Source organism: Staphylococcus sp. SB1-57 (assembly GCF_017086425.1).
Classification (GTDB): Bacteria; Bacillota; Bacilli; order Staphylococcales; family Staphylococcaceae; genus Staphylococcus; species Staphylococcus warneri_A.
The window spans coordinates 290,788-315,617 of sequence record NZ_CP070964.1 but is presented as its reverse complement, the minus strand read 5'-3'; the positions used below and the strand labels follow the sequence as shown (position 1 = coordinate 315,617).

General features: G+C 33.1%; 23 protein-coding genes and 2 pseudogenes. 10 read left to right on the top strand and 15 right to left on the bottom strand.

Annotated elements, in window-relative coordinates; translation table 11 throughout:
• Window positions 1-17: 17 nt before the first annotated feature.
• The 7 genes from JX000_RS01440 to JX000_RS01410 form a co-directional block, all read right to left on the bottom strand.
• Window positions 18-1,172, bottom strand: a complete 1,155-nt coding sequence (locus JX000_RS01440) for an aminotransferase class I/II-fold pyridoxal phosphate-dependent enzyme (protein WP_172852457.1) — start codon at window positions 1,170-1,172, stop codon at window positions 18-20.
• A 205-nt stretch (window positions 1,173-1,377) separates the two neighbouring features.
• Window positions 1,378-2,883, bottom strand: a complete 1,506-nt coding sequence (locus JX000_RS01435) for a phytoene desaturase family protein (protein WP_124228153.1) — start codon at window positions 2,881-2,883, stop codon at window positions 1,378-1,380.
• A 12-nt stretch (window positions 2,884-2,895) separates the two neighbouring features.
• Window positions 2,896-3,759 (bottom strand): phytoene/squalene synthase family protein, encoded by an 864-nt coding sequence (locus JX000_RS01430; RefSeq protein WP_206140796.1) that lies wholly within the window; start codon window positions 3,757-3,759, stop codon window positions 2,896-2,898.
• Window positions 3,760-4,099: 340 nt separating this feature from the next.
• Window positions 4,100-4,840 (bottom strand): aggregation-promoting factor C-terminal-like domain-containing protein, encoded by a 741-nt coding sequence (locus JX000_RS01425; protein ID WP_002450152.1) that lies wholly within the window; start codon window positions 4,838-4,840, stop codon window positions 4,100-4,102.
• A gap of 457 nt (window positions 4,841-5,297) precedes the next feature.
• On the bottom strand, window positions 5,298-6,722 hold the full coding sequence (locus tag JX000_RS01420) for a polyphosphate--AMP phosphotransferase (protein WP_002450153.1): 1,425 nt from the start codon (window positions 6,720-6,722) through the stop codon (window positions 5,298-5,300).
• Window positions 6,723-6,821: 99 nt separating this feature from the next.
• Entirely contained in the window at window positions 6,822-7,877 is a 1,056-nt protein-coding gene (locus JX000_RS01415) for a PTS sugar transporter subunit IIC (RefSeq protein WP_124228152.1), read from the bottom strand.
• Window positions 7,878-8,165: 288 nt separating this feature from the next.
• Complete coding sequence (locus JX000_RS01410; protein WP_002450156.1) at window positions 8,166-9,539, bottom strand: amino acid permease; 1,374 nt, start codon at window positions 9,537-9,539, stop codon at window positions 8,166-8,168.
• Window positions 9,540-9,758: 219 nt separating this feature from the next.
• Here JX000_RS01410 and JX000_RS01405 point away from each other — a divergent pair, with 219 nt between their 5' ends.
• On the top strand, window positions 9,759-10,322 hold the full coding sequence (locus tag JX000_RS01405; protein ID WP_002450157.1) for a TetR/AcrR family transcriptional regulator: 564 nt from the start codon (window positions 9,759-9,761) through the stop codon (window positions 10,320-10,322).
• A gap of 245 nt (window positions 10,323-10,567) precedes the next feature.
• Complete coding sequence (locus JX000_RS01400) at window positions 10,568-10,792, top strand: DUF896 domain-containing protein (protein WP_002450158.1); 225 nt, start codon at window positions 10,568-10,570, stop codon at window positions 10,790-10,792.
• A gap of 67 nt (window positions 10,793-10,859) precedes the next feature.
• Here JX000_RS01400 and JX000_RS01395 read toward each other — a convergent pair whose 3' ends face one another.
• The 3 genes and pseudogenes from JX000_RS01395 to JX000_RS01385 form a co-directional block, all read right to left on the bottom strand.
• Entirely contained in the window at window positions 10,860-11,237 is a 378-nt protein-coding gene (locus JX000_RS01395; RefSeq protein ID WP_124228151.1) for a VOC family protein, read from the bottom strand.
• Between the two features lie 31 nt (window positions 11,238-11,268).
• Window positions 11,269-12,084 (bottom strand): annotated as a pseudogene (locus tag JX000_RS01390) (NmrA/HSCARG family protein).
• 17 nt (window positions 12,085-12,101) lie between these two features.
• Window positions 12,102-12,404, bottom strand: a pseudogene (locus tag JX000_RS01385) (DUF2316 family protein).
• Between the two features lie 125 nt (window positions 12,405-12,529).
• Between JX000_RS01385 and JX000_RS01380 the strand changes: the two are divergent.
• The 4 genes from JX000_RS01380 (at window position 12,530) to JX000_RS01365 (ending at window position 15,736) form a co-directional block, all read left to right on the top strand.
• Complete coding sequence (locus JX000_RS01380) at window positions 12,530-13,081, top strand: TetR/AcrR family transcriptional regulator (RefSeq protein WP_002450162.1); 552 nt, start codon at window positions 12,530-12,532, stop codon at window positions 13,079-13,081.
• Between the two features lie 4 nt (window positions 13,082-13,085).
• Window positions 13,086-13,790, top strand: a complete 705-nt coding sequence (locus tag JX000_RS01375) for an SDR family NAD(P)-dependent oxidoreductase (RefSeq protein WP_124228150.1) — start codon at window positions 13,086-13,088, stop codon at window positions 13,788-13,790.
• 67 nt (window positions 13,791-13,857) lie between these two features.
• Window positions 13,858-14,859 carry an amidohydrolase family protein gene (locus JX000_RS01370; protein ID WP_107532316.1) on the top strand — a complete coding sequence of 334 codons (1,002 nt, stop codon included), beginning with the start codon at window positions 13,858-13,860 and terminating at the stop codon, window positions 14,857-14,859.
• 43 nt (window positions 14,860-14,902) lie between these two features.
• Window positions 14,903-15,736: an alpha/beta hydrolase gene (locus tag JX000_RS01365; protein WP_075778497.1), complete on the top strand. Its 834-nt coding sequence runs from the start codon at window positions 14,903-14,905 to the stop codon at window positions 15,734-15,736.
• A 49-nt stretch (window positions 15,737-15,785) separates the two neighbouring features.
• Here the strand turns inward: JX000_RS01365 and JX000_RS01360 are convergent, their stop codons facing one another.
• On the bottom strand, window positions 15,786-16,643 hold the full coding sequence (locus tag JX000_RS01360) for a fructosamine kinase family protein (protein WP_124228147.1): 858 nt from the start codon (window positions 16,641-16,643) through the stop codon (window positions 15,786-15,788).
• 237 nt (window positions 16,644-16,880) lie between these two features.
• On the opposite strand from JX000_RS01360, the gene JX000_RS01355 reads away from it, so the two are divergent.
• On the top strand, window positions 16,881-17,948 hold the full coding sequence (locus tag JX000_RS01355; RefSeq protein ID WP_002450167.1) for a quinone-dependent dihydroorotate dehydrogenase: 1,068 nt from the start codon (window positions 16,881-16,883) through the stop codon (window positions 17,946-17,948).
• Window positions 17,949-18,034: 86 nt separating this feature from the next.
• Window positions 18,035-18,319, top strand: a complete 285-nt coding sequence (locus JX000_RS01350; RefSeq protein ID WP_049424023.1) for a hypothetical protein — start codon at window positions 18,035-18,037, stop codon at window positions 18,317-18,319.
• Between the two features lie 52 nt (window positions 18,320-18,371).
• Here JX000_RS01350 and JX000_RS01345 read toward each other — a convergent pair whose 3' ends face one another.
• The gene (locus JX000_RS01345) at window positions 18,372-19,058 is read right to left on the bottom strand and encodes an epoxyqueuosine reductase QueH (protein WP_398575065.1); all 687 of its coding nucleotides are present in this window, start codon (window positions 19,056-19,058) and stop codon (window positions 18,372-18,374) included.
• A gap of 257 nt (window positions 19,059-19,315) precedes the next feature.
• On the opposite strand from JX000_RS01345, the gene JX000_RS01340 reads away from it, so the two are divergent.
• Window positions 19,316-19,768 (top strand): VOC family protein, encoded by a 453-nt coding sequence (locus JX000_RS01340; RefSeq protein WP_002450170.1) that lies wholly within the window; start codon window positions 19,316-19,318, stop codon window positions 19,766-19,768.
• Window positions 19,769-19,819: 51 nt separating this feature from the next.
• On the opposite strand, the gene JX000_RS01335 is transcribed toward JX000_RS01340, so the two are convergent.
• Window positions 19,820-20,407: a TetR/AcrR family transcriptional regulator gene (locus tag JX000_RS01335; RefSeq protein WP_049424029.1), complete on the bottom strand. Its 588-nt coding sequence runs from the start codon at window positions 20,405-20,407 to the stop codon at window positions 19,820-19,822.
• A 147-nt stretch (window positions 20,408-20,554) separates the two neighbouring features.
• Here JX000_RS01335 and JX000_RS01330 point away from each other — a divergent pair, with 147 nt between their 5' ends.
• A complete protein-coding gene (locus JX000_RS01330; protein ID WP_206140795.1) occupies window positions 20,555-22,237 on the top strand; it encodes a CocE/NonD family hydrolase in 1,683 nt (560 codons plus the stop codon).
• Window positions 22,238-22,329: 92 nt separating this feature from the next.
• On the opposite strand, the gene JX000_RS01325 is transcribed toward JX000_RS01330, so the two are convergent.
• Both JX000_RS01325 and JX000_RS01320 read right to left on the bottom strand, forming a co-directional pair.
• Complete coding sequence (locus JX000_RS01325) at window positions 22,330-23,679, bottom strand: zinc ribbon domain-containing protein (protein WP_002450173.1); 1,350 nt, start codon at window positions 23,677-23,679, stop codon at window positions 22,330-22,332.
• Window positions 23,679-24,761, bottom strand: coding sequence for a zinc ribbon domain-containing protein (locus JX000_RS01320; RefSeq protein WP_206140794.1), 1,083 nt, complete (start codon window positions 24,759-24,761; stop codon window positions 23,679-23,681). The genes JX000_RS01325 and JX000_RS01320 overlap by 1 nt, the downstream gene beginning before the upstream one ends.
• Window positions 24,762-24,830 lie beyond the last annotated feature (69 nt).

The window sequence follows — 24,830 nt, the reverse complement described above, 5'->3', positions numbered from 1 at the left end:
ACGTCATCCCCTATGCACTATTTTTCATATAAATTTGCTAAAGTTGCTAATCGTTCTGCTGCTGTTTCAAGTTGTTCTTCTGATAGTGCTAAAGATAGCCTTACATAGTTTCTACCATTTTCACCGAACGGGATACCAGGTGCCACTAAAATGGAATATTCTTTTAATAAGAACTGTTCAAATGATTCACTCTCATATCCAGGTGGCGTCTTTAACCAACAATAAATACCACCTTTTGAGTGTACAAATGGCAATCCTGCTTCGCTTAATTTATGTTCAAACATATCTCTTCTTCGTTTGAATATGTCATTTTGTTGTTCTAAAAATTCGTCATAATGATTTAACGCATAGGTTGCTGCGTCTTGTAAGGCACCAAACATACCTGCATTCGTATGTGTTTGGTACTTTTTCAAGGCCTGAATCATGTCACGGTTTCCTACTGCAAAGCCTACTCTAAATCCTGACATATTATATCCCTTTGATAAGGAGAAAATTTCGACTGCTACATCTTTGCCATTTTCACAAGATAAAATACTTGGATTTTTAGCATCAAAACCGAATGCACTATAAGCAAAATCATGAATAATTTTAGTATTGGTATCTTTAAATCTTTGAATTGCTTCATCAAACACTGATTTAGTAGCAGTAGAGCCTGTTGGATTATTTGGATATGTTAAATAGATGAGCTTTGTATTATTTAATATATTTTTATCTATTTTATCCCAATCTGGCAGATAATGCGGTGGTTCTAAATTTAATGGGACAGGTTGCGCATCTGCAAGCATGACACCCGCTAAATAATCTGTATACCCTGGATCTGGTAATAATACGTTTTCTCCAGGATTAACGAGACAAGTTGGCAGTGCAACAAGTCCATTTTTCGTACCATATAGAATACAAACTTCCTCTTCCGCATCTAATTCAACATCATAATGTCTTTGGTAAAAATCAATGATGGCTTGCTTAAATGATGCTTTACCATGAAAGGCACCATATTTTTGGTTCTCAGGTACGTTCAATCTTTTAGCAAAATGATTAATGATACCCTGTGGTGTTTCACCATCCGGAATACCAACAGCCATATTAATTAATGGAAGAGGCCCATATTCGATTTTTCGTCCCATGGTTTTGCCAAAATAACTTTCAGGAATTGCCGCCAATCTCTCAGACATTTTCACGTCTCATGCCTCCTTCATCTCCTATTTTCTACGCTATGTTTAGATATTATCATTCTATCAAGCAGATTAACATTGTCAATATTAGCAATATTCTGATTTTTTATTACTAGTAAATTTCTTTTCTAATATAAATAGAGAGCGGGAAGTCGAAATGATATGAATGTCATATGATTTCTATCCCACTCTCTACGCTAATAAATTATATATGATTGTTAATATCTTTAATGATTTCATCAACGGTGATTTTGGCACTTGTTAAAACAATAGGTACACCGGCACCTGGATGTGTACTCGCACCAGCAAAGTATAAATCTTTATAATCTCTAGATACGTTCGGAGGTCTATAATAATTACTTTGTGCTAGCGTGGGCATTAAACCAAACGCTGTTCCAAATTTAGCATTATACTGTTGTTCAAAATCTTTAGGTGTAAAAATCGTTTCGGAAATAACATGATCTTGAACATGTTCAAGTGCAGTTATAGTAGCTAATTTACGATAAATATGTTCTTTAACACTTTTTATAAACTGTGGATTTTCCCATTCTAGAGGGCCTGTTTTAAGCTCTGGTGTTGGCATTAAAACATATAATCCTGTCTGTCCCTCAGGCGCTAACGTGGCATCTCCTACTTTAGGTACATATAAATACAGAGATGGATCTTCGGAAATATCCCCATTAAATATTTCATCTATATTTTGTCTGAAATGATTTGAAAATATGACATTATGCAACAATACATCTTCTGTAATATCTTTATCAATGCCTATATACATCATAAAAGCTGAACATGAATAATCTAATTGGTCTATTTTTTGAGGAGGATATTTTTTAACGGGTGCATGTTGTGGCATTAATTGTTGCGCAGCATATGGAAAGTCTGCCGTACAAAGTACCTTATCAAATCGTTTAACTAGGCCATTCACTCTTACGCCGTCTGCTTGCTTATACTTAGGATCAATAATAATTTCTTCTATATTAGCATTACATTGTATATCCACACCTAGCTTAAGGTTTAGTTGTTCTAAACCTTTCACCATGCCATACATACCACCTTTAATAAAATGAACACCAAACATCATTTCAATCATAGGAATAATCGAATATAGTGAAGGACCTTGTTTAGGATCTATACCAATATATAGCATTTGAAATGCTAACAATTTTTGAACTTTTTCATTTTTGACATATTGCTCAATCAAGTTATCCGCATGATTTAATGTTTTTAATTTATATCCTTGAATCAGTGATGTTAAATTATAAAAATCAGACGGTTTCCTATATGTTCGTTCTAAAAAATATTTTCTAGCAATTTCATACCTTCCATATACATCTGCTAAAAATTTCATAAATCCATGCGTAGTACCAGGTTCAATTTGTTCTAAAGTGTCATGTAACTCAGCTAAATCGGTAGGTACTCTCACTTTATCTTCTTTATCAAAATAGACATCATAAATATAAGGTAATTGTTCCATATCTATGTAATCTTCAAAACGTTCACCACACGCTTCAAACACAGCTTTATAAACTTCAGGCACCATGACTATTGTAGGTCCCATATCAAAGGTAAAACCGTCTTTCTTAAATTGGTTCATACGTCCACCAATTTGGTCGTTCTTTTCATATAATGTTACTTGATGACCGTGTGCAGCAAGCCTAGCTGCAGAAGCTAAGCCCGTTACACCCGCACCTATTACAGCAATATTCAATTGACATTCCACCTATTTATTATATTTATCTTTAACTTGTCTGTAGATGTGTAACTTATCCAACCTTGAGACATATACTCTTCGATGTAATGGATAACCATATTCACGAACTTCATCTATAATACCTTTGTATATACGTGCCGCTAATTCGATAATTGATCTAGCTTCAGGCTTAAAAACATGTAAATGATCTAATGCAAATTGATAATCCTTTTCTGCAATTTGAGCATAATGTTCCCATAAATTAATATAATTATCAGTTGGCTGATGTTGATAAACGTCTTCAATATTTACATCATATTGATTTAACATCTCTTGACTAAAATAAATACGACCCTTTTCAAAATCTTCCCCTACATCTCGTAAGATATTAGTTAATTGCAATGCCTCTCCTAATTCACGTGCTACTTCATATGTTTCATCACTCGGTTGTTCAGTCAGAATAGGTGATAGTACCTCTCCAACTATCCCAGCTACACCATAGCAATATCTCATTAATTCCTCGTCTTTAACGAACATTTCAAAATGTTCATCTTCAAATACAGATTCTATTAAATTATAGAAAGATTGATACTCCATTTTGTAATTTTGAGATGTATCGTAAAAAGCTAACATAATACGTTGATTACTCTTGAATTGATCCGGTGAATCAACTTGTTGTGACTGAATCAGTTGAATATCTTCTTTAATAGCTTGTAATTTTTGAGGATTTTGTTCTTCATCAATACTATCATCTATAATTCTACAAACCGCGTATACTGCCCAGACAGCACGCCTCTCACTTTCTGGTAATAAGTCAAACGCATAAGAAAAACTTTTAGAATATTTTTTCATTATTTGATGACAATATTTATAACTCTCATTAACCGTTGTCATTGATTGACCTCCTGTTACACTTAACCTTTTATACGTTACTATCATTTCTAGTCGTAGAAAATGATATTTATGGAATGAATATATAGAAATTTCTTTCATATTTAGCCTATATCTATATCTATCAAATTCAATGTTTCGTCATCAATTCAATTGATAAAAAAACGGAATGCTGTGCCATATATAGTTTTTCTTAAATTCCCGTATTTAATGGTAATCAAACACCTTACACTAAATATAAAAATATTCTAATCTTTCATTTTTACGCATAAAAAAAGAGGATGACATAGTCATCCTCTCAATCATTTATAACTCGAAGGGCTTTCCAGTTATAAATTAAATCCTACCACCAACCGTGGCTTTGACGGAAAGCAATTGCATTGCTTAATGAACCGTAACGGCTATTAGCATAGTTAATCATACCTTTAGTTTGGCTAGCTACTGAACCAGTTCCCCATGATTCCATAGTTTGTCCTAAACCTCTGTAACCAGCTGGGTTTACTGCGTTAGGGTTACCGCCTGATTCTGGCATAACGATAGCGTTCCATGCTTCTTCAGTACCACCATTAGCTAAGAATTGCGCTTTAGTTGAACCACCAGTTGAAGCACTTGAAGTTGATGGAGCTGAGTATGAAGTTGTTTTAGTGCTATAGTTGTGGCTTGAACCATTGTTTGATGTAGTTGGAGCTGAAACAGCTTCTACATTAGTGTTGCTTGATTGTTGGTTAGAGCTTACTGATTGAGTACCAGCTTCTTGATTGTAAGAAGTTGTGTAGTCAGCTGATTGAACAGCAGTGTTTGATGTTTGAGCTGAAGTAGAACCAGCTTCTTGGTAGTTCCAAGAGAAGTTAGTACCATCTGAAGTGAAGTTATATTCGAATCCACCACTTACAAAGTGAATGTCATAAGCGCCTTCTTGAACTGGTGCAGCGTTTAATTGTTCTGGGTGGTTATGAGCTAAGTCTACTAAGTGTGCTTGATCTACGTTAGTAGTTTCTGAAGCGTGTGCTTCGTGTCCTGATACTGCGTAACCTGCTGCGCCTAATGTTAATGCTAAAGTTGATGCGATAAATGTCTTCTTCATAATTGAAAAATCCTCCAAAAAGTTTTTGTTTTTTTATATGTTTTAATGTATTTAATTTCGTTGTGCAATATTGAAAATGTTTTTGTTTAACTTTCGACGGTATTCACTATACCATAAAAAATCGCTTTGTATATTACACGTTCCTTACAAAACATTACAAACAAAATCAAGTTTTGTAACTTTGAAATATTACTGAAGTCCTTGTAATATAAATTTTTACGTAATTTAGTTTAATTTTTCATCATAAAGCCTTATATTACATGAGATTTCTTTAAGTTTTTCTCAACTTTTACATTATTCGTAATATTACAGATTGCAATGTAGTTACATAATTGTAATAGTTCTAAAAATTTTAAAAAGATCTAACTTCCCAAAAAAAGATGGATATATTCAAATTTTTGACATTAATTTGATATATCCACCTAATATTTTCACTATTTAAAATGTGATCATGAAGTTAATAATCTTTAACACCCCATAATACGTTTTCACACTGTCTAATAATATATTTTAAAACTTCAATCCTTGCCGTCTTTTTATGATCAGCTGGAACTATAAGCCAAGGCGCATGTATTGTATCTGTTTTCTCTATCATATCGTGACTTGCTTCTAAGTATAAATCCCATTTTTCACGATTGCGCCAATCTTCATCTGTGATTTTCCATTGCTTATTTACATCTTGTTCTCTATCTTTAAATCGTTTCAGTTGCTCGTCTTTATCTAAACATAAGAAGAATTTTAATAATATTGCCCCTTCATCTGTCCACATTTTTTCAAAATGATTAATTTCCTCATAAGCACGTTGCCACTCATCTTTATTGGCAAATCCTTCTACTCTTTCTACTAATACTCTGCCGTACCAACTACGATCAAATATTTCAATATGTCCGCTCTTTGGCATTTCTTTCGCAAAGCGCCAAAGATAGTGATGCGCCAGTTCAACGTCTGTAGGCGCACTTATACCATTCACTTCATATCCCGTCGGATCTAATTTCTCACGAATACGTTTGATATTACCACCTTTACCTGCTGCATCCATGCCTTCAAATGTTAAGATAAGCGGAATTTTTCTTTCATATAATGCAAATTGAATTTCTCTCATACGTTTTTGTAATGGTTCTATCAATTCTTTATATTCTTTTTTAGATACTTCATCCAATGTGACATCAAATTTAGTCGTTGAAAAATCTTTAGTAAACGCACCGTCTTTATTATCTTTTGATTGATTTGCTTTTTGAATCGCTTGTTCTAATCTTTCTATAATATGTTTATACATCTTTTCAAATGCAACTTCTCGTTGTGTATAGTCAATAACTTCCCATTGTTTATCCGAATGCGTAAACTTTCTCATTTCTTTCAAATAGATATCTTTAGGTATGATTTGTTCATACTCTTGTACTTTCCAACTCATTAATGGATTATCTTTCGTTTGTTGAATATGCTCCTGTCGTTTTTCTTCACTAACTTCAATATAAAATTTAATTAGCTCATAATGATCATTCTGAAGCATCTCTTCAAAATGTTTGATTTGATTCACGAGTTTATTATCGTTTTTGTAATAATCTTGCTTAATATTATTTTGTTTATAATCTAAAAAGTGAGAATACCAGCTTCTAAAATAGATATTGATATTTCCTTTTTGAGGCAGTGTATTCCAATATTTTTGTAAAAATTGATATCTTAAGTCTTCAACATCTGGTGTTTTTGTTGATATAAACTGTGTGTATTTAGCATCAAACGTAAGTAATAGTTCATTGGATAAACGCGTCTTTCCTGAGGCAGGTACACCTTCAAACACAATCATGACTGGGATACCTAAGTCATGTGTTTGTCGTGTTAAACTTGCTGCTTTTAATTTTAATTGTTCTATCTTTTTATTCATTTTACCCATCCTTTATAGATAGCGATTTTAATAAAGTATAGCATAATAAAATATAAACGCCTCACTTATCAAAGTAAGACGTCTATATTCTATCTAGCTTTACGCTAAAAATTTAAAAATGTCGTTCGTATATATTTTGAATACCTTTCTTAGAAGAATATCTAAAATCCATGCAACGAAGAAAGGCACAATGAAGAATGCGATGATAATCAATAATAAACTCAACCAAGCTGAGTCAATACCCATAAATTTAAATGCATTAATCGGTCCAACCATTCCTATAAAACCAAATCCTGCAGATTCTTTTGTACCTGCGATACCGACAATGCCGGATGCGATTCCTGAAACTGCAGCTGTAATCAATATAGGTAACATGATAACAGGATAGCGTACCATATTAGGCATCATCATTTTGACTCCACCAAAGAAGATAGAAATCGGCACACCTGCTCTATTAACTTGGCTCGTACCAATTAACAATACCGCTTCTGTAGCTGCTATACCGATTGAAGCCGAACCTGCTGCAATACCTGAAATGCCAATTGCAATCGCTATGGCAACAGTAGAAAGTGGCGATATAATAATAAAACTAAATACCATCGAAATCAGCATACTCATTAAAACAGGTTGTAACTCTGTAAAACTATTAATCATATTACCAATACCAGTAGTAATCATATGTACATATGGAAGTATCAACACACCTATAGTTGCTGAAATACCACCTACAATTGTTGGATATACGATTAACGCCATACTCCCTACACGATGCTCTATTAATAAAATCAATAACACCGCAATAGATGCAGTAATCATTGTATTAATTAAATCCCCAATTCCAGCTATAACCCATGTGCCATTTTTAAATTGTGCAGCACCACTACCAACATACGAAGCACTTGCAACAACTGCCATCGCTAAAGGTGTCAGATTAAATTTCAATGCTATCAAAGCACCAACAAGTGCCGGCACCGTAAATTGAATTGCTTGAACAACACCTAGTAATGTTTTAAAAATGGGATGAAACTGCATTAAATACTTAAATATCTCCCCTAATATCGCATTGGGTACTAATCCTGCGACAATACCAACTGCTACACCAGATAGCACTCTAAAAATAAATTCTTTCGGTCCAATTTTACTCAATGTTGTCATTTCTAGCGCCTCCAATATCTAAATACGATAAATCAAACATAAATAAATAGCCTTAATTGAACTAACTATACACATGATGAAATCTAAGGTGTGTTGGTAATTCGTTGATGCAATCATATGTTGTGTAAAGTTGGGCCAATTAAGACTATGGAGAATAGTATATCACATTATTAGAATTTTCAGATAAATATATTTGTAAAGTCATTAATTTTACAAATTTTCTTTTAACACGACTGCTATTTAAAAAGCACCGCCAACAAAGCTTTCTTGTTGGCGATGCAAATGGATCTATTCATCTGGAATCTCTGCTTTTCTAGATTCTTTTTTATATCTTAAATACATCAGTCCTAAGATTCCCATCCAGAAGGGTGCAATGATTACTGCAAGTCTCGTACTCGGATTAATCAGTAATACCACAAAGATAAATATAAAGAATAGTACAATAGCATATGCCATCCATTTGCCACCTGGCATTTTATATTGACTCGCTTTATGAAGTTCTGGATTATGTTTTAAATATCCTAAATAAGCAATCATGATGATTGACCAAATCACTATATTTAAAACTGTTGATACTGTTGTAATATATACAAACACTTGCGTTGCATCTTTAAAGATGGCATTCAGTATCACAGAAATACTTAATAATGCACATGTCACTAATATCGCGTAATATGGTACGCCATTGCGATTTGTTTTACCAAGAATAGGCGGTGCTTGTTTACGTTGAGATAAACCAAACATCGTTCTACTATTGGCAAACACACCGCTGTTACAAGCGGATGCCGCAGCAGTTAACACTACAAAGTTGATTAAACCTGCTGCAAATGGAATGCCGATTAAACCAAACAATTTCACATAAGGACTATCTGAAGGATTTAATTGATTCCAAGGCACTGCTGCCATGATGACTGCAAGTGATCCAATGTAAAATATCAAAATGCGATATGGTACATTATTAATCGCTTGAGGTATCGTTTTATGAGGATTTTTAGTTTCTCCTGCTGTAATACCAATTAGTTCAATTCCTATAAATGAAAAAATGGCCATTTGGAAGGACATGAAAAATCCTGAAGCACCATGCGGGAATATACCACCATGGCTCCATATTTGAGATACGCTAGCAGTACCATAAGGTGTCTTCATTGCAAAGACAATCATAATAATACCCACAATAATTAAAGCTAATATTGTTAATACCTTTATAATCGCAAACCAAAATTCTAATTCTCCAAATAACTTTGCACTAAATAAATTGAGCGTCATTAGTACTAACAATGTAAATAAAGCTGTTAACCAATTAGGCATTGCTGGATACCAATATTCTATGTATTTAGCAACTGCTGTAATTTCTGCCATTCCTGAAATAATCCATGTTAACCAATAAGTCCAACCAACTACAAAGCCTGCTAATGGTCCTATATGTTTATGTGCAATATCAGCAAATGATTTGAAGCCAAGGTTAGATAACAACATTTCCCCCATTGCTCTCATAAACATAAATAATACAAAACCTACTATAATATAAGTCAACAATATCGATGGCCCTGCCAGATGAATTGATTCACCTGCACCTAAAAACAATCCGGTACCAATCGCACCACCGATAGCAATCAATTGTATGTGTCGATTGCTTAATTCACGTTGCAGTTTATCTGCCATATCCGTCTCCCCGTTCTGTTTCTTTAACAGTTTCTCCCCTAAAAAGATTACAAACTTTGTTTGAAAGTAAATTCACTTTCTATAAAACTATATTTACCCATAATTTAAATTTACAATCACTATTAAATTAGTTCATAGACACTATTTTTGACATATAAGACATTTAGCAAGATAATTTGAATTAAGATAAACAACACTTGTTAGGTAGGTGCAAACATATTGACTGACAAAATCGATCCCCGTATCACACGAACAAAACAACTACTTGTAGATGCATTTCAAAAAGTATCAAAAGAAAAGAAGTTAAGCCAATTAACAGTCAAGAATATTACTGATGAAGCAACTGTTAATAGAGCTACGTTCTATGCACATTTCACAGATAAATACGATATACTCGATTATTCTTTAGATGTCACTATTCTTAAAGACTTGAATGACACGCTTAACATTTCAAATATCATAGATGAAGTGGTCTTAAAAAATATATTCATCACAATGACTCAATATATGGAACAAGTACAAGCATCTTGTGAAATGAACCAAGATGTATTTTGTGAACAAGCGCATAAGAGAATTAATAACGAATTAGAAGATATCTTTTCTATCATGTTAGAAAATAGTTATTCAGATATTGATAGAGACATATTGGTTAGTAGCGCTAGTTTTCTAGCGGCAGGCATGAGTGGTCTGTGTAATCATTGGCTATCTACAAGCCGTGATACAGCTGAAAACTTTATAGACAAAAATCTTCCATTCTTAATTCATCACATCGCACACTTATAAAGATTCCACCATTTTACATAATATTTTTATCTAAAACAAATGATGCCCCTATGTACATTAATAAAATAATGATGCATAGGGTCATATTTTTTAATTTATACAACAAACTGATCAATATGTTGCATAGACAACATATAAATTGAGCATGTATATTGCTATATCGTGCATGTGCGCGTATATTATATTTATACAACAAGTGTTGCTTAAAAAATATTTGTTGTAAATATCGATTGGAGGTTTCATTTATGCAAATTTTAGACAGAATTAACGAATTAGCAAATAAAGAAAAAGTACAAACATTGAGTGTAGCAGAAAAACAAGAACAACAAGCACTCAGACAAGATTATTTAAAAATGATACGAGGACAAGTACTTCATACATTTTCTACTATGAAAGTTGTTGATCCACTTGGCCAAGATGTTACACCAGATAAAGTTTATGATTTGAGAAAAGAATATGGAAATATTTAAGTTAATCTTACGTCCAAATTAAAAGGCACTCAGCATCCAAACACGAGAACTGAGTGCCTTATTGTATTTAACAAACTAAAAAATTAAATTTATGTCCATCTGTATCAGTAAACATAGCACCATAATAGCCTTGTTTAACTGTCGGTTGTTCTAAAATACGACCGCCTGACGCTTCAACTTGCTTAACAAGTTGATCAACTTCTGCATTCGTCTTTACACCTAGAGAAATAATCGTTTCATTAACATTAGCATGAACTTTATCCTGAGTGACCGCTTCAAAATGTTTATTTTCAATTAAGATGACAATGGTCGATCCAATTTTAATGCCTACCATTTTATCAAGCATGTCAGGGTTATGTTTAATTTCAAATCCTAAAGATTGGTAAAACTGCTCACTTCTTTTTAAATCTTTAACATGTAAATTGAACCACATCGACTGAATCATAACCATTTCTCCTTATTAACATAATCAATTACTAAAATTGTACTTCTTCAATCCATTGGGCTAATGATAGTTTATCTGGATTAATTTGATTCATTAAATCAAAATCGACAACATAACCTTTTTCTTCTAGCCAATTTCTTTCTGCTGTACCACTAACAAATTCACCTTTAATTTCAGTTGGCATACCTGTGACAGTTGCAAATGTTTTAACAACTTCATTAAGTGTTAACTCATCTGAAGCAATCTCAATCGCTTAATGATTATATTGAGCAGGGTCTTTAAATAAATTTGCAGCAATTCTAGCAATATCAATTGAAGAAATCATCGCAAATTTAACATCTGGACTAATAAATTCTGGTATTACAATTTGTTGATTTTCTTTTTTAGCTATTCTAAGGAAGTTATCCATAAAGAATGAAGGTTTGATAATTGCAAAATTCAATGATGACGCTTTTAGTGTATTTTCAATATCTGCTAAGGCTTCAAAGTGTGGTCCCTTTCTATCTCTATTCACACCACCAGCTGTACTATAAACCACGAATTCAATGTTTTGTTTTTCGGCAAGTTGAATAATCATTTTACCTTGTCTTAATTCTTCAGCAATATCATCTTTAACTATAGGTTGAACACTGTATACTCCATATTGTCCTTGCATTGCTTGTTCTAAACTTTGTTGATCGCTTAAGTCACCTTCTACAATTTCAAGTTTGTCACTGTCAATTGACGTTAACTTTTCATTATTCTTATTACGTGTTAGCGCACGTACATGCCATCCGTCTGATAACAGTTGCTTAACTACGGCATTACCTTGTTTACCTGTAGAACCAATTACTAAAATACTTTTCATTAATATTCTCTCCTTCATTACTGTTGTAAAAACCAATAATCTTCCTTTTCGCCTTTTAAATACGTATATTCTTTTGGTGATTTACCCGTATGCCAGATATTTTCATTCATTATATCTCGAACGTCTCAAACTAAATGTATAAATTGTTGCAAATGATTTCCGAATAATTTATTTGGCGCTTTCATTTGTAATACATGTGACACATCATTGATTGAAATATTCAATTCGTCTGCTATATTTTTTAAACTTAACGTTGTTTCGTCAAAATGCTCTTGTAGTTCTTTAGCTGTGATTTGTCTTTGCTCTTTATTTAATGACACTTATATCACTCATCCTTCTTATTTAAACATCTATATCACTTTATTTGTCTTTTTATATGATAGGCTTTATAATAAACGGATAGTTATCCGTTTGTCAACAAACTTATTTTAAGAAGGTGATGTATTTGCGACGAGACGCCCTCGAGAACCGGCAGCGCATAGAGAATAAAGCGATTGAACTCTTTAACCAACTTGGTGTTCAACAAGTGAGTATGAATCGCATCGCAAAAGAGTTAAATATTGGAATGGGAACTTTGTATCGTCATTTTAAGGATAAGAGCGCATTGTGTACGACGATTATCGAACATGACTTTACTGACATTATCAACCAAATGTACGAAGTGAAAGAAAAACATCACGATTCTAAAGCAGTCATGGCAAAGTCACTTGATATCTTTTTAAATTTCAAAACAATCAACAGTGATTTACTTCATTGTATTGAAGATACAACAGATAAAAATGACTTTTACCATAGTGATATTTATTTACAGTTATTTAAGTTTTATAGTGAAATTCTTGGCAATAATAAAAGTACAACATGGACAACTTTCAAAGTAGATATGTTATTGAAATCATTATCTACTAAATCTTTCGAATTACAAAAAGACGAACGCGGACTATCAAATGAAACAATCAGAGATTATATAATCAAACTATATTTTGATAAAGAGGAGTAATATCATGACTAAAATTACATTAATTACAGGTGGCAATAAAGGCTTAGGTTTCGAAACAGCTAAAGCATTGATCAATGAAGGTCATAAAGTCTACATTGGTTCTAGAAATGAATCACGTGGTCAAGTTGCAGCAAAAGAAATTGGTGCACAAAGTGTTCAATTAGATGTTACTGATGAGACATCTGTACAAAATGCTTTCGACTTTATTAAAGATCAAGAGGGTCGCTTAGATGTACTTGTTAACAATGCTGGTATCTCAGGACAATTTGCCAAACCTGCAGATATTACTGTTGATGATATAGATAAAGTCTATCAAACCAACGTATACGGCATTGTTAGAATGATGAACACATTCATTCCTTTACTAGAACAATCAGAACAACCTGTCGTTGTTAATGTAACAAGTGGTTTAGGTTCATTTGGTATGGTAACCAATCCTGAATCAGAAGAATTCCATGTTAATTCATTAGCTTATTGTTCTTCTAAATCAGCTGTCACTATGCTAACAGTTCAATACGCTAAAGGTTTACCTCAAATGCAAATTAATGCTGCAGATTCAGGTTCTACAAATACAGACTTAGTTGGTGATTTTAGCAATAATGCTAAACCAGCAACTGAAGGCATTAAACCTATTGTAGAATTAGCCACAATTGATGCAAATGGACCAACTGGTACATTTATTAATGGCGACGGCAAAATGCCTTGGTAATTTCAAATCATTAATCAGTAGTATTCCCACTATATAAATAGAAACGCACGATTATGGAGAATTTAAAATGAAAAGTATTACTTTCGAAGAACATTATGTGATAGACGACATTCAAAAAGAAACAATGAGTCAAGCTTCTGCTGACCCAAATGGTGTACCCATGAAAGTCATGCTAGAAGGACTAGAGAAAAAATCAGGTTTTACTGACGCTGATGAGATTTCTCATCATGATAAACGTATTAAATTCATGGATGAACAAAATGTACAAATGCAAGTATTATCATATGGTAATGGTGCACCTTCTAATCTTGAAGGTCAAAAAGCCATCGATTTATGTAAAAAAGCTAATGATCAATTAGCTGAGTATATCAAACAATATCCAGACCGTTTTGTAGGATTTGCGACATTACCGATTAATGAACCTGAAGCAGCTGTGGAAGAATTCAAGCGTTGTGTCAATGAGTTAGGCTTTAAAGGTGCACTCATTATGGGTCGTACAAAAGATGGTTTCTTAGATCAAGATCAATTTGACGGTATTTTTGCAACTGCTGAAGAATTAAATGTACCTATTTATTTACATCCCGCACCCGTAAATAGTGATGTATACCAAGCTTACTATAAAGGAAATTATCCAGAAATCACTGCTGCTACATTCGCTTGTTTCGGTTATGGTTGGCACATTGATGTTGGTATTCATGCGATCCATCTAGTTCTATCAGGTATCTTTGACCGTTACCCTAATCTAAATATGATTATCGGACACTGGGGTGAATTCATTCCATTCTTCTTAGAACGTATGGATGAAACTTTATTTGCTGATCATTTAAAACACCCTGTTAGTTATTACTTTAAAAATAATTTCTATATGACGCCAAGTGGTATGTTGACTAAACCACAATTTGATTTAGTTAAAAAGGAAATGGGGATTGACCGAATTTTATATGCGGCAGACTACCCTTATATCGAACCAGAACGTTTAGGCGTATTTTTAGATGAACTTGGTTTAACTGATGAAGAAAAAGAGAAAGTAAGTTATAGAAATGGCGCTAAATTACTTGGCTTAGAATAATATGACTGATAAATCATGCTTTAACTCAATGGAGGTATTTCATATGAATACAATAGAATTAAAAGGTGCTAAATTACGCTACCATCAAATTGGACAAGGTCCGGTATTAATATTCATCCCAGGTGCCAATGGAACTGGCGACATCTTTATGCCATTAGCACAACAATTAAAAGATCACTTCACTGTAGTTGCAGTAGATCGTCGTGACTATGGTGAAAGTGAGTTAACAGAACCACTACCAGAATCAGCAGCAAATCCAGACGACAATTATCGTGTAAAACGCGACGCAAAAGATATTGCAGAATTAGCACAATCACTTAGCGATGAACCCGTCTATGTTTTAGGCTCAAGTTCTGGTTCAATCGTTGCTATGCATGTACTTAAAGAACATCCAGAAGTAGTTAAACAAATTGCTTTCCACGAACCACCAATCAATACATTCTTACCAGATAGTAAATACTGGAAAGATAAAAATGATGAAATTGTAAACCAAATCCTTACAGAAGGATTAGAAAAAGGTATGAAAACATTTGCTGAAACACTTAATATTGCACCTATCGATGCTAAAATGATGTCTCAACCTGCAGAAACAGAAGAAGCTCAAAAAGAACAATATCAACGTGTGATGTTCTGGTCTGAATACGAAATTCGCCAATATACACACTCAGATATTACTTTAGATGACTTTAAAAAACATGAAGATCAAATCACATTACTAAATGGTACTGACTCTAGAGAATCATTCCCACAAGATGTTAACTTCTATATCAATGAACAAATTGGTTTACCAATCGTTGATATTCCTGGCGGTCATTTAGGTTATGTACAAAAACCTGAAGGCTTTGCCGAAGTATTATTAAACATGTGGCATAAATAAGCTGATTAAAAAAGCACGCGTTGAAAAATAATTCAACGCGTGCTTTTCTTTACTCTAATATTGTTTCCATTGAGCGATTAACACTGCTTGCATACATTCCACCGAATTTTAATAAATGTATCATCAATAAATATAATCTATAGAATTCTAATCGTTCATACGCACCCTTAGCTAACGGATAATGCTTTTCATATTCATCATAAAACTCTTGAGTAAAACCACCAAATACGGTTGTAATACCTAAATCAAATTCACGATCACCGTACAATGGTGCTGGATCAAATAAAGCTGGACGATCATCTGATAAAAACATATAATTACCACCCCATAAGTCACCATGTAATAACGATGGCTTACTTTGGTGTTGGTCTAATGCATCCAGCATAACCGCTCTCACCTGTTCATATACTTTATTATCTTCCTCATTCCATAGTTGTTTACGTAATAATTCATCTCGAATATGATCCATACGGCGATAAATAAAAATGTCTTTCCAGTTGTCCGTCCATGAATTATCAAATGAAATATCGCCCCCTTCATGTGGTAACCGGAATCCAAATTGGCCATCTTCTTGTTGTTGACTATGCATTTTAGCAACTAATTGTCCCAAATCTTTTTGACTGCCGGATGACCCTTCCTCAAGATAACTTAAAATTAAATACGCATCCCCATTTATCTCTCCACTTGCTATGACTTTGGGTGCAGTAATACCTGCATTTTCGAATTCATTCAGACCTGCAATTTCTGCAGCATAAAATGATTCATCTCGGTTACGTTGTACTAATAAGAAGAACGTATCATCTTGTTGTGTTATTACTTTAAATGCTTCATTCACATCTCCACCACTGACTGGTGTAATCTCTTTAATATAATCTAATGGTAAATGCTCTTTCCAATCTATAGCCATGACGTCACCTTCCCTATACTACTGAATACTAATTATATTACCTCATTTCCAATCGCTTAATCGTTAAAGCCGCCCTCAATGTGTATGACCACATTATAAAAGTTCGTCTATTTTTTTAATTTTTATAATTTAACTAGGAAATTGTAAATGAAAATGCTAGTCTATTAAAAGGAAAAGTTTCACATATATTAAGTTGAGGATAGTAAGCCTCAAATATAATGAACTAGGAGCGTTAACATGTATAAATTAATTAAACCCCTTTTATTTAAAATTGAACCTGAAAAAGCACACGGATTAACTATCGACGCCTTAAAAATTGCACAAAAACAATCCTATGTATTACCGATTATGAAAAAATTATTCGATTATCAAAATCCTATGTTATCTCAAGATATCCGCGGTATTACATTTGAAAATCCAATCGGTCTTGCAGCTGGTTATGACAAATCTTGCGAAGTACCTAAAGCTTTAGAAAATCTTGGTTTCGGTGCATTAGAACTTGGTGGTATCACACCAAAGCCACAACCAGGTAATCCACAACCTCGTATGTATCGTTTATTAGAGGATGATGCCTTAATTAATCGTATGGGCTTTAATAATATGGGTATGAACAAAGCACTTAGTCATCTACGCCGTTATGCTTACCATACACCTATTGGTCTAAACGTTGGGGTCAACAAAATGACCTCTTACGACGAACGTTATCAAGACTATATTAAAGTTATTGATACATTCAAAAATGATGTTAATTTCTTTACTGTCAATATTAGCTCACCTAATACTGAAAACTTACAAAATTTTCACGATAAAGATGAATTTTCAATGTTATGCAATGCGTTAGAAACGTTTAAAGCAAACAATGAAATCAATGTACCTATTTTCTTAAAATTAACGTCTGATATGGACGAAGAAGGTTTGAAATCTCTATTACCAACCATTCAAACACATTTCGATGGTGTCATTCTTGCAAATACGACACGTAAACGTGATGGTTTAAAATCAGCTAACCGTGTTGAAGAGGGTGGTTTAAGCGGACGTCCTTTATTTGAACGTAATTTAAAACTTGTTAAATTAGCATATCAAGAAACTAAAGGAGAACTCTTAATTATTGGTACAGGCGGTATCTTTAATGCTGAAGATGCTATCCAAATGTTACGCAATGGTGCCTCTTTATTACAAATATATTCTTCATTAGTTATTGAAGGTCCAGGATTAACTAAGAAAATAAATAAAGACATTGTACAATATTTAAACCAAAATGGTTATCATCATATTAGCGATATTATCGGATTAGATGTAAAATAATTAAAAAGCAGTTAACGATGAATCAATGACTTTACATCAAATGAATCATTAAAAGTATGTGTCATGATTATAGGAGGCATTATACAATGCGAGAAGATATCAAAGATAAAGAAATGAATCAGTCCACACAACAAGACACAACCGAGAATAAAAAATCACATTCTTCAAATGACGAAGATGAAAGAAAAGGCCTTAATGGTTATCGAAAAACAGATCTTGATTTAGAAATCGAACGTGAATTACAAGAAATGATGCAAAATGAAGACAAAGAAATTAAAAAAGAAAATAAACGATTTAAACTCTTTTCTTTTGCAGCAATGCTCGTCATAGCTATTATGGCTATCGTCCGTTTCATTCATAGAATGATTTAATCAATATTAAGACCCAGAGTCAAGGATATACCACCTTTGCTCTGGGTCTTTTTTAAAATTGCTGTAAAAATGCATTGGCTTCTTTATTAATTGCTTTAAAATCAATACCTTGTTTCATTGCAGCAAACACACACCCACAGTAACACTGTCTAAAAATATGATAATCTTTACACATTTCAATAGATCGTTCATAGCCCTTATTTTTCTTGAAATCACTGGGTAAATAATTAATATTATAAATTTGTTGAACATCCATACCAAGTTGATTAATTAATTGCGCATTCTTCTTAGGTGACAATGTGATTGCACTACCAAAGTAATCATAACCATACTTAATCGCTGCTTCAGCAACCATCTCAAGTCTCATTTCAAAACAAGTTGTACATCGTAGACCACCTTCTTTTTCTTCAGTAAGTCCTTTTGATTTAGCCATTTTCATAAATTCATGTGGTTGATAAACTGCTTCAATATATTTTACATTTGCCCCCGTCTTTTCATTAAAGTCATTTACAAACATTTCTTGAACTTTAGCACGTCTTAAATATTCACTCTTAGGATGAATATTGGGATTAGCAAAATATATCGCGATATCCGCATATTGTGTCAAAAATTCTAAGGTATAGGTACTACAAGGTGCACAACAACTATGTAATAATATTTTAGGTCGTTCCCCGTTTTCCTCCCATTGTTGAATCATTTTTCTTAAAACTTTGTCATAATTGACCTTTTGGTTCTTCATTTTCTTTAAAATTTCGCCCGCTTCAATCAAAAGAAACACCTTCTTTTTATGTCATAATATAATTTATGAATATTATACAATAAATGATACATAAAAAGTCATTTCTAGTTCACTACTATATCGATATAAATAAGATAATTAAAAACTGTGACTAACTTCCATTATTTATAAACCAATCATACATAATTCTATTCTTTTCACCTAAAACATTGTATGATGTGATTAGCAATAAAATAAAAAATAACAAGGGGTATCATATGACTCAATTATCACCATATTTAGCTTTTCCAAATACGAAAGAAGCGCTTAAATATTACGAAGAAGTTTTTGGTGCAACAAATATTAAACGTTTAGAGGTTGGCGAAGACCAAGCTGAACATTTTGGTATGACTAAAGAGCAAGCCAAAGAAGCGACAATGCACTCTGAATTTGAAATTATTGGTGTAAAAATCTTAGGCGCGGATTCATTTAGCCGAATCCAACCTATCAATAACGGCATTTCATTATTAATTGATTTTGATATTAATGATCAAGCTGATGTAGAAAGAGTAGAAACTTTCTATGATAAAATTAAAGACCATGATTCTATCGACGTTGAATTACCATTATCAGAGCAATTCTGGGGCGGTAAGATGGGCGTATTTACAGATAAATACGGCGTAAGATGGATGTTACACGGTCAAGATTACAACGCTATTCCACAATCATAATTAATACAATAAGGTTGAGACACATAAAGTTTGTGTCCCAACCTTTTATTTTTATTCTGTTCTTCTAATTATCGTAGCCGGCCCATTATTAACAATATCGTAAAAATACTGTATTAAATCATCTTTAGCAATGCGATTAGGATCCTCTACCCAATGTCGTATAAATGATAATCCAGCACCTGATACATAACTCATAAAATAAGAAAATGGGATATCTCCTATTTTATTATTTTCATTTTTAAAATGATTTAGATGACCTGTGATTAATTCATATAACTTTTCATGTAAATTTGAATCTTTCCCCATCGTAAACATTAATTGATAAAATTCCATATTCTTTTCTATATTACCTATTAAAAATTCCATAATCGTACGGATACTTTCAGTAGAGAATGTTTGATTCTTATATACATCTCCCTCTTCAATAAACGTTCTAATAATTTCTACCTGTTCATCTTCCAATTTTTCTAATAAATCATATTTATCTATGTAATGAGTATAAAAAGTACTTCGATTCACATCTGCCAAATCTGATATTTGTTGAACCGTGATTTGTTCTAATTCATATTTATGAAGCAAATCGATAAATGCATGTCTAATTGCTGCTTGTGATTTTCTAACACGTCGGTCTTGTGGCATTATGTCACTTCCTTAATAGCTTACTTTCCAACAATTATAAGGGGTTTGTTGGTTAACATACAAATCATCTACATTGATGATTGGAATTATCTACTTAACCCTTTACGATAAAAGTGTAAAGAAAATTAACTAAAAAGGGTGATTCATATGACAAGAAATTTATTAGGTAATCCTCAATTAACTGTTACAGATGTTAACGATGTTAAAGAAGGTCTTAATCATATCGTTGTAGATAGTGTACAATTCGGTAATCAAGAAATGATTATGGAAAAAGATGTGGCTGTAGAAATGAAAGATGGCGAAAAATTATACGTCAATATTTTCCGTCCGAATAAAGAAGGACAATTCCCCGTTGTCATGTCAGCCGACACTTATGGTAAAGATAATAAACCTAAAATTACTAATATGGGGGCGCAATGGCCTACTTTAGGTCCTATTCCAACTTCTAGTTTTACACCTGAAGAATCACCAGATCCAGGTTTCTGGGTACCTCAAGATTATGTAGTAGTTAAACTTGCTTTAAGAGGTAGCTCTAAATCAAATGGTGTGCTATCACCTTGGTCAAAACGTGAAGCTGAAGACTACTACGAAGTCATCGAATGGGCTGCACAACAAGAATGGAGTAATGGTAATGTAGATACCAATGGTGTCTCTTACCTAGCTGTTACACAATGGTGGGTTGCTACATTAAATCCCCCTCATTTAAAAGCAATGATTCCTTGGGAAGGACTCAATGATATGTACCGTGAAGTAGCCTTCCATGGTGGTATTCCTGATACAGGTTTCTTCCGTTTCTGGATTCAAGGTATTTTTGCGAGATGGACTGATAATCCAAACATTGAAGATTTAATTCAAGCTCAAAAAGACCATCCATTATTCGATGATTATTGGAAACAACGTCAAGCACCATTACATCAAATTAAAACACCATTATTAGCTTGTGCAAGTTGGTCAACACAAGGTTTACACAATCGTGGTTCATTTGAAGAGTTTAAACAAGCAAGTTCAGAAGACAAATGGTTATATATCCATGGTCGTAAAGAATGGGAAAGTTATTATGCTCGTGAAAACCTTGAACGCCAAAAAGCATTCTTCGATTATTACCTTAAAGAAGAAGATAATGATTGGAAAGAAACACCAACTGTCACTTATGAAGTAAGAGATCAATTCTATAAAGGTGAATTCAAAACAGCAACAGCATTCCCACTACCAAATACGAACTACACACCTTTATATCTAAATGCTAAAGACTTAACTTTAAATCAAAATGCTGTCAATGAAGAAAGTTCAACTCAATACGATTCTGAAAATGAACAAGATGATGTACGCTTTAGCTATACATTCGATCATGACACAGAATTAGTAGGAAATATGAACTTAAAACTTTGGGTAAGTACAGATGATGCAGACGATATGGACTTATTCGCAGGTATTAAAAAACTAGATCGTCGTGGTAACGAAGTGCACTTCCCAGACTTCAACCATATTGAACAAGGTCAAGTAGCTACAGGTTGGTTACGTGCATCTCATCGTGAGTTAGACCAAGACAAATCAACTATCGCTCAACCTTGGCATAAACATGAACAAGAGCTCAAACTTAATAAAGGAGACATTGTTCCTGTTGAAATCGAATTATTACCATCTGGCACACGTTTCAAACAAGGTGAAACACTAGTCGTTGTTGTCAAAGGTAGTGAAATTGTTAAAGGTAATAGTACACCTGGTATGAAAACACGCTATGAACATGAAGAACGCGTTAATAAAGGACTTCATCACATTCATACAGGTGGCCAATATGATTCTCAACTGATCATTCCAGTTACAAAATAATGGTATATTTAAGAAGGACCACTCTGATGAGTGGCCCTTCTTATTTTTAGTTTGAGTAATCAATTTAAAATGATCTATAAAGTATGGTTATCTTAGTAGCCTGAACCTACTTTTTCGCCGTCTTCATCATATTCTGTTACGTAACCATCATCTGTGTCTACTGTATATGACCCAGCTAAGTCTCCATCTTTATCTTCAAATGAGAATCCCCATTTACCGTCATCCGTTTTTTCTGGTTCTTTATACGTATACGTATCTGTATCTAATTTATGACCTTCATATGATTCTACTTTATCGATAACATTACTTCTTGTAACTTCACCTGAATCGCTACTGTCACTATCATCGTCTTCATCCATTTTCTTATCATATGCGTCATCAATCGCGTCTTCATCAAATTTCAATGTGACTTCCGATACGCCATCATCTTCATTACTTGCACTTGAAACATTCACTGAACTTGATTTAAATGATTGACCATCTAATGTACCTTGGGCATAAACAATTACCTCTTCATCAGGATCATAAGGACCATATGTTTTTGATTCATCTCCTGAATTTTTATCGTTCACATAGATTTTAATATCATCTAACATCGAACCGCCTTCAGTTGTTACAGTGAAACGTTTTTGTTTAAATGATTCCTTGGCAGTAGCTTCATCTTCACTCATAGTAATATCAAGCGCACCATTAAACGTTTTGCCACCCATTTTCTTAGATGCTTTTAGATTATAATCACCAACTGGGAATGCACCTAACGTTTTTTCTTCTTCTTTTTCAACAGAAATATGATGTTTCTCACCATTAAATGTATAAGTGATATCACCACTATCATTAGGATAAATAGATACCGTATGTTGCGGAATATTAAAGTTGTACTTATCGAAGAATAAATATTTTTTACCATTCTTCTCTATATTCAACACATTATTATCATTCGCATTGACTGATAAACTATTATACTTACCTTGCTTGATTTCTTTAGTATTATTTTTAATTTGATTCGCAACGTTAGTTAAGTCGTCTTCAGCTTTAATGTAATTTAAATATGCTCTTGCTTCTTCTTCACTCAATTTATGATTATCTGATGTTACTTGTTTTGCTAAACCTTTAGCATCATCTTTTTTCACTGCATGTGCGATATTATCTGCTTGACTTTCAGGTGAAAATTGATGTTTCAGGATTGCAAAAATGGCAATTAACATCGCCAATACAACCGCAATAATTAAAACAATAAAAATAACCTTTTTCTTACTTTTTTTGGGTTGTGGTTGATACTGTTGATGCATATTCGCATTATTATAACTTTGTTGTCGTTGTGCGTTTCCTTGACTTTGAGTTGATTGTGTTGCATTTGATGATCCATTAACTGGTGCACCACAATTCGTACATATCTTTACATCTGGGCGTAAAGGGTTACCACAATTACTACAATATTTCATTAATACGTACTACCCCCACCAAATAAGCTATTAAATAATGAATCTTTCGTTTCATTGAATGTTTCTAAGATACTTGAGAATGTTACCTCACCAAATATTCTCATTAAAATGAAAATAACAATTAAATAAATAATCATACCGTAAAAGCTTGAAAATCTTGTATGATTAATGCCACTATATTTGGCAATTAAATAAACACCTGAAGTGACAAGTATAACGAATGATAAGATAAGAATAACCGTACCAAACGTATATGCTTCCATAATTAATAAAATGATTGATAATAATAATGTTGCCACTGTTACACTATTTATAAATACAAAATCTGAAAGCACTTTTTTAAATGGTATTGCTTGGACTACAACTAATCTAGTAATACCAAACGTTGCACCTACATTTGCAGCTAATAAAATAATTAAGCTAAAAATGATAGAAAAAACAATTTTAGCTTCTGAAGTAAATAAAGATACTTCTTCAGGAATAGCTAAGAATAAAATAATTGCTATTAAAATTAATCCAATTGCTAATAGTGATCCTAATAATTTGAAACTAAATGTATGTATACTTTTAATTTCTCTGTCTGGATCTACAAAAGCACTTTTGAAAAAGCCTTTACTTTCAGCTGTAACCTCTTTAGCTTGTTCACTAAATTGATTAGGTTGTTTTTGATAACCATGTGGTTGTTGTTGGAATTGTTGATTTTGGAATTGTTGATTTTGTTGCTGATACTGTTGGTTTTGGAATTGCTGTTGATTAGTATTGTTTTGTGCTTGTTGATGCTGACTGTGATTGAAGTTTGAATTTGAACTATTTTCGGTAGATGCATTTTGTTGATTCATTGAATTAGATGGCGCACCTTGGTTCATAGATTGTGATTGCTCGTATGAGGCATTGCTATTTGAGTTGATTGCGTGTTGACTAGATGCGTGTGTTGAATGATGAGACTGTGAATTAGAATCTGCTTTTTGAATATCATTTTCAGCAGCTGTGACTGATTTTGATTGACGTTCTAATTTAGTACCACATTCCCCACAAAAAACGTCATCTTGTTCGACTTGATGACCACAATTTGGACATTTCATAATGTTACCCCCAATTTCTATTTTTAATCTTTGCAAAGTATAACATTATATTTATGTTGTTTTCTATCG

Excerpts from the sequence above, each read along its gene's own strand:
- JX000_RS01340 (WP_002450170.1), top strand. The coding sequence starts at position 19,316 with ATGACTCAATTATCACCATATTTAGCTTTTCCAAATACGAAAGAAGCG.
- JX000_RS01360 (WP_124228147.1), bottom strand. The coding sequence starts at position 16,643 with ATGGCTATAGATTGGAAAGAGCATTTACCATTAGATTATATTAAAGAG.
- JX000_RS01320 (WP_206140794.1), bottom strand. The coding sequence starts at position 24,761 with ATGAAATGTCCAAATTGTGGTCATCAAGTCGAACAAGATGACGTTTTT.
- JX000_RS01365 (WP_075778497.1), top strand. The coding sequence starts at position 14,903 with ATGAATACAATAGAATTAAAAGGTGCTAAATTACGCTACCATCAAATT.
- JX000_RS01440 (WP_172852457.1), bottom strand. The coding sequence starts at position 1,172 with ATGTCTGAGAGATTGGCGGCAATTCCTGAAAGTTATTTTGGCAAAACC.
- JX000_RS01430 (WP_206140796.1), bottom strand. The coding sequence starts at position 3,759 with ATGACAACGGTTAATGAGAGTTATAAATATTGTCATCAAATAATGAAA.
- JX000_RS01355 (WP_002450167.1), top strand. The coding sequence starts at position 16,881 with ATGTATAAATTAATTAAACCCCTTTTATTTAAAATTGAACCTGAAAAA.
- JX000_RS01420 (WP_002450153.1), bottom strand. The coding sequence starts at position 6,722 with ATGAATAAAAAGATAGAACAATTAAAATTAAAAGCAGCAAGTTTAACA.
- JX000_RS01375 (WP_124228150.1), top strand. The coding sequence starts at position 13,086 with ATGACTAAAATTACATTAATTACAGGTGGCAATAAAGGCTTAGGTTTC.
- JX000_RS01400 (WP_002450158.1), top strand. The coding sequence starts at position 10,568 with ATGCAAATTTTAGACAGAATTAACGAATTAGCAAATAAAGAAAAAGTA.
- JX000_RS01415 (WP_124228152.1), bottom strand. The coding sequence starts at position 7,877 with ATGACAACATTGAGTAAAATTGGACCGAAAGAATTTATTTTTAGAGTG.
- JX000_RS01325 (WP_002450173.1), bottom strand. The coding sequence starts at position 23,679 with ATGAAATATTGTAGTAATTGTGGTAACCCTTTACGCCCAGATGTAAAG.
- JX000_RS01350 (WP_049424023.1), top strand. The coding sequence starts at position 18,035 with ATGCGAGAAGATATCAAAGATAAAGAAATGAATCAGTCCACACAACAA.
- JX000_RS01395 (WP_124228151.1), bottom strand. The coding sequence starts at position 11,237 with ATGATTCAGTCGATGTGGTTCAATTTACATGTTAAAGATTTAAAAAGA.
- JX000_RS01330 (WP_206140795.1), top strand. The coding sequence starts at position 20,555 with ATGACAAGAAATTTATTAGGTAATCCTCAATTAACTGTTACAGATGTT.
- JX000_RS01335 (WP_049424029.1), bottom strand. The coding sequence starts at position 20,407 with ATGCCACAAGACCGACGTGTTAGAAAATCACAAGCAGCAATTAGACAT.
- JX000_RS01370 (WP_107532316.1), top strand. The coding sequence starts at position 13,858 with ATGAAAAGTATTACTTTCGAAGAACATTATGTGATAGACGACATTCAA.
- JX000_RS01425 (WP_002450152.1), bottom strand. The coding sequence starts at position 4,840 with ATGAAGAAGACATTTATCGCATCAACTTTAGCATTAACATTAGGCGCA.
- JX000_RS01345 (WP_398575065.1), bottom strand. The coding sequence starts at position 19,058 with ATGAAGAACCAAAAGGTCAATTATGACAAAGTTTTAAGAAAAATGATT.
- JX000_RS01410 (WP_002450156.1), bottom strand. The coding sequence starts at position 9,539 with ATGGCAGATAAACTGCAACGTGAATTAAGCAATCGACACATACAATTG.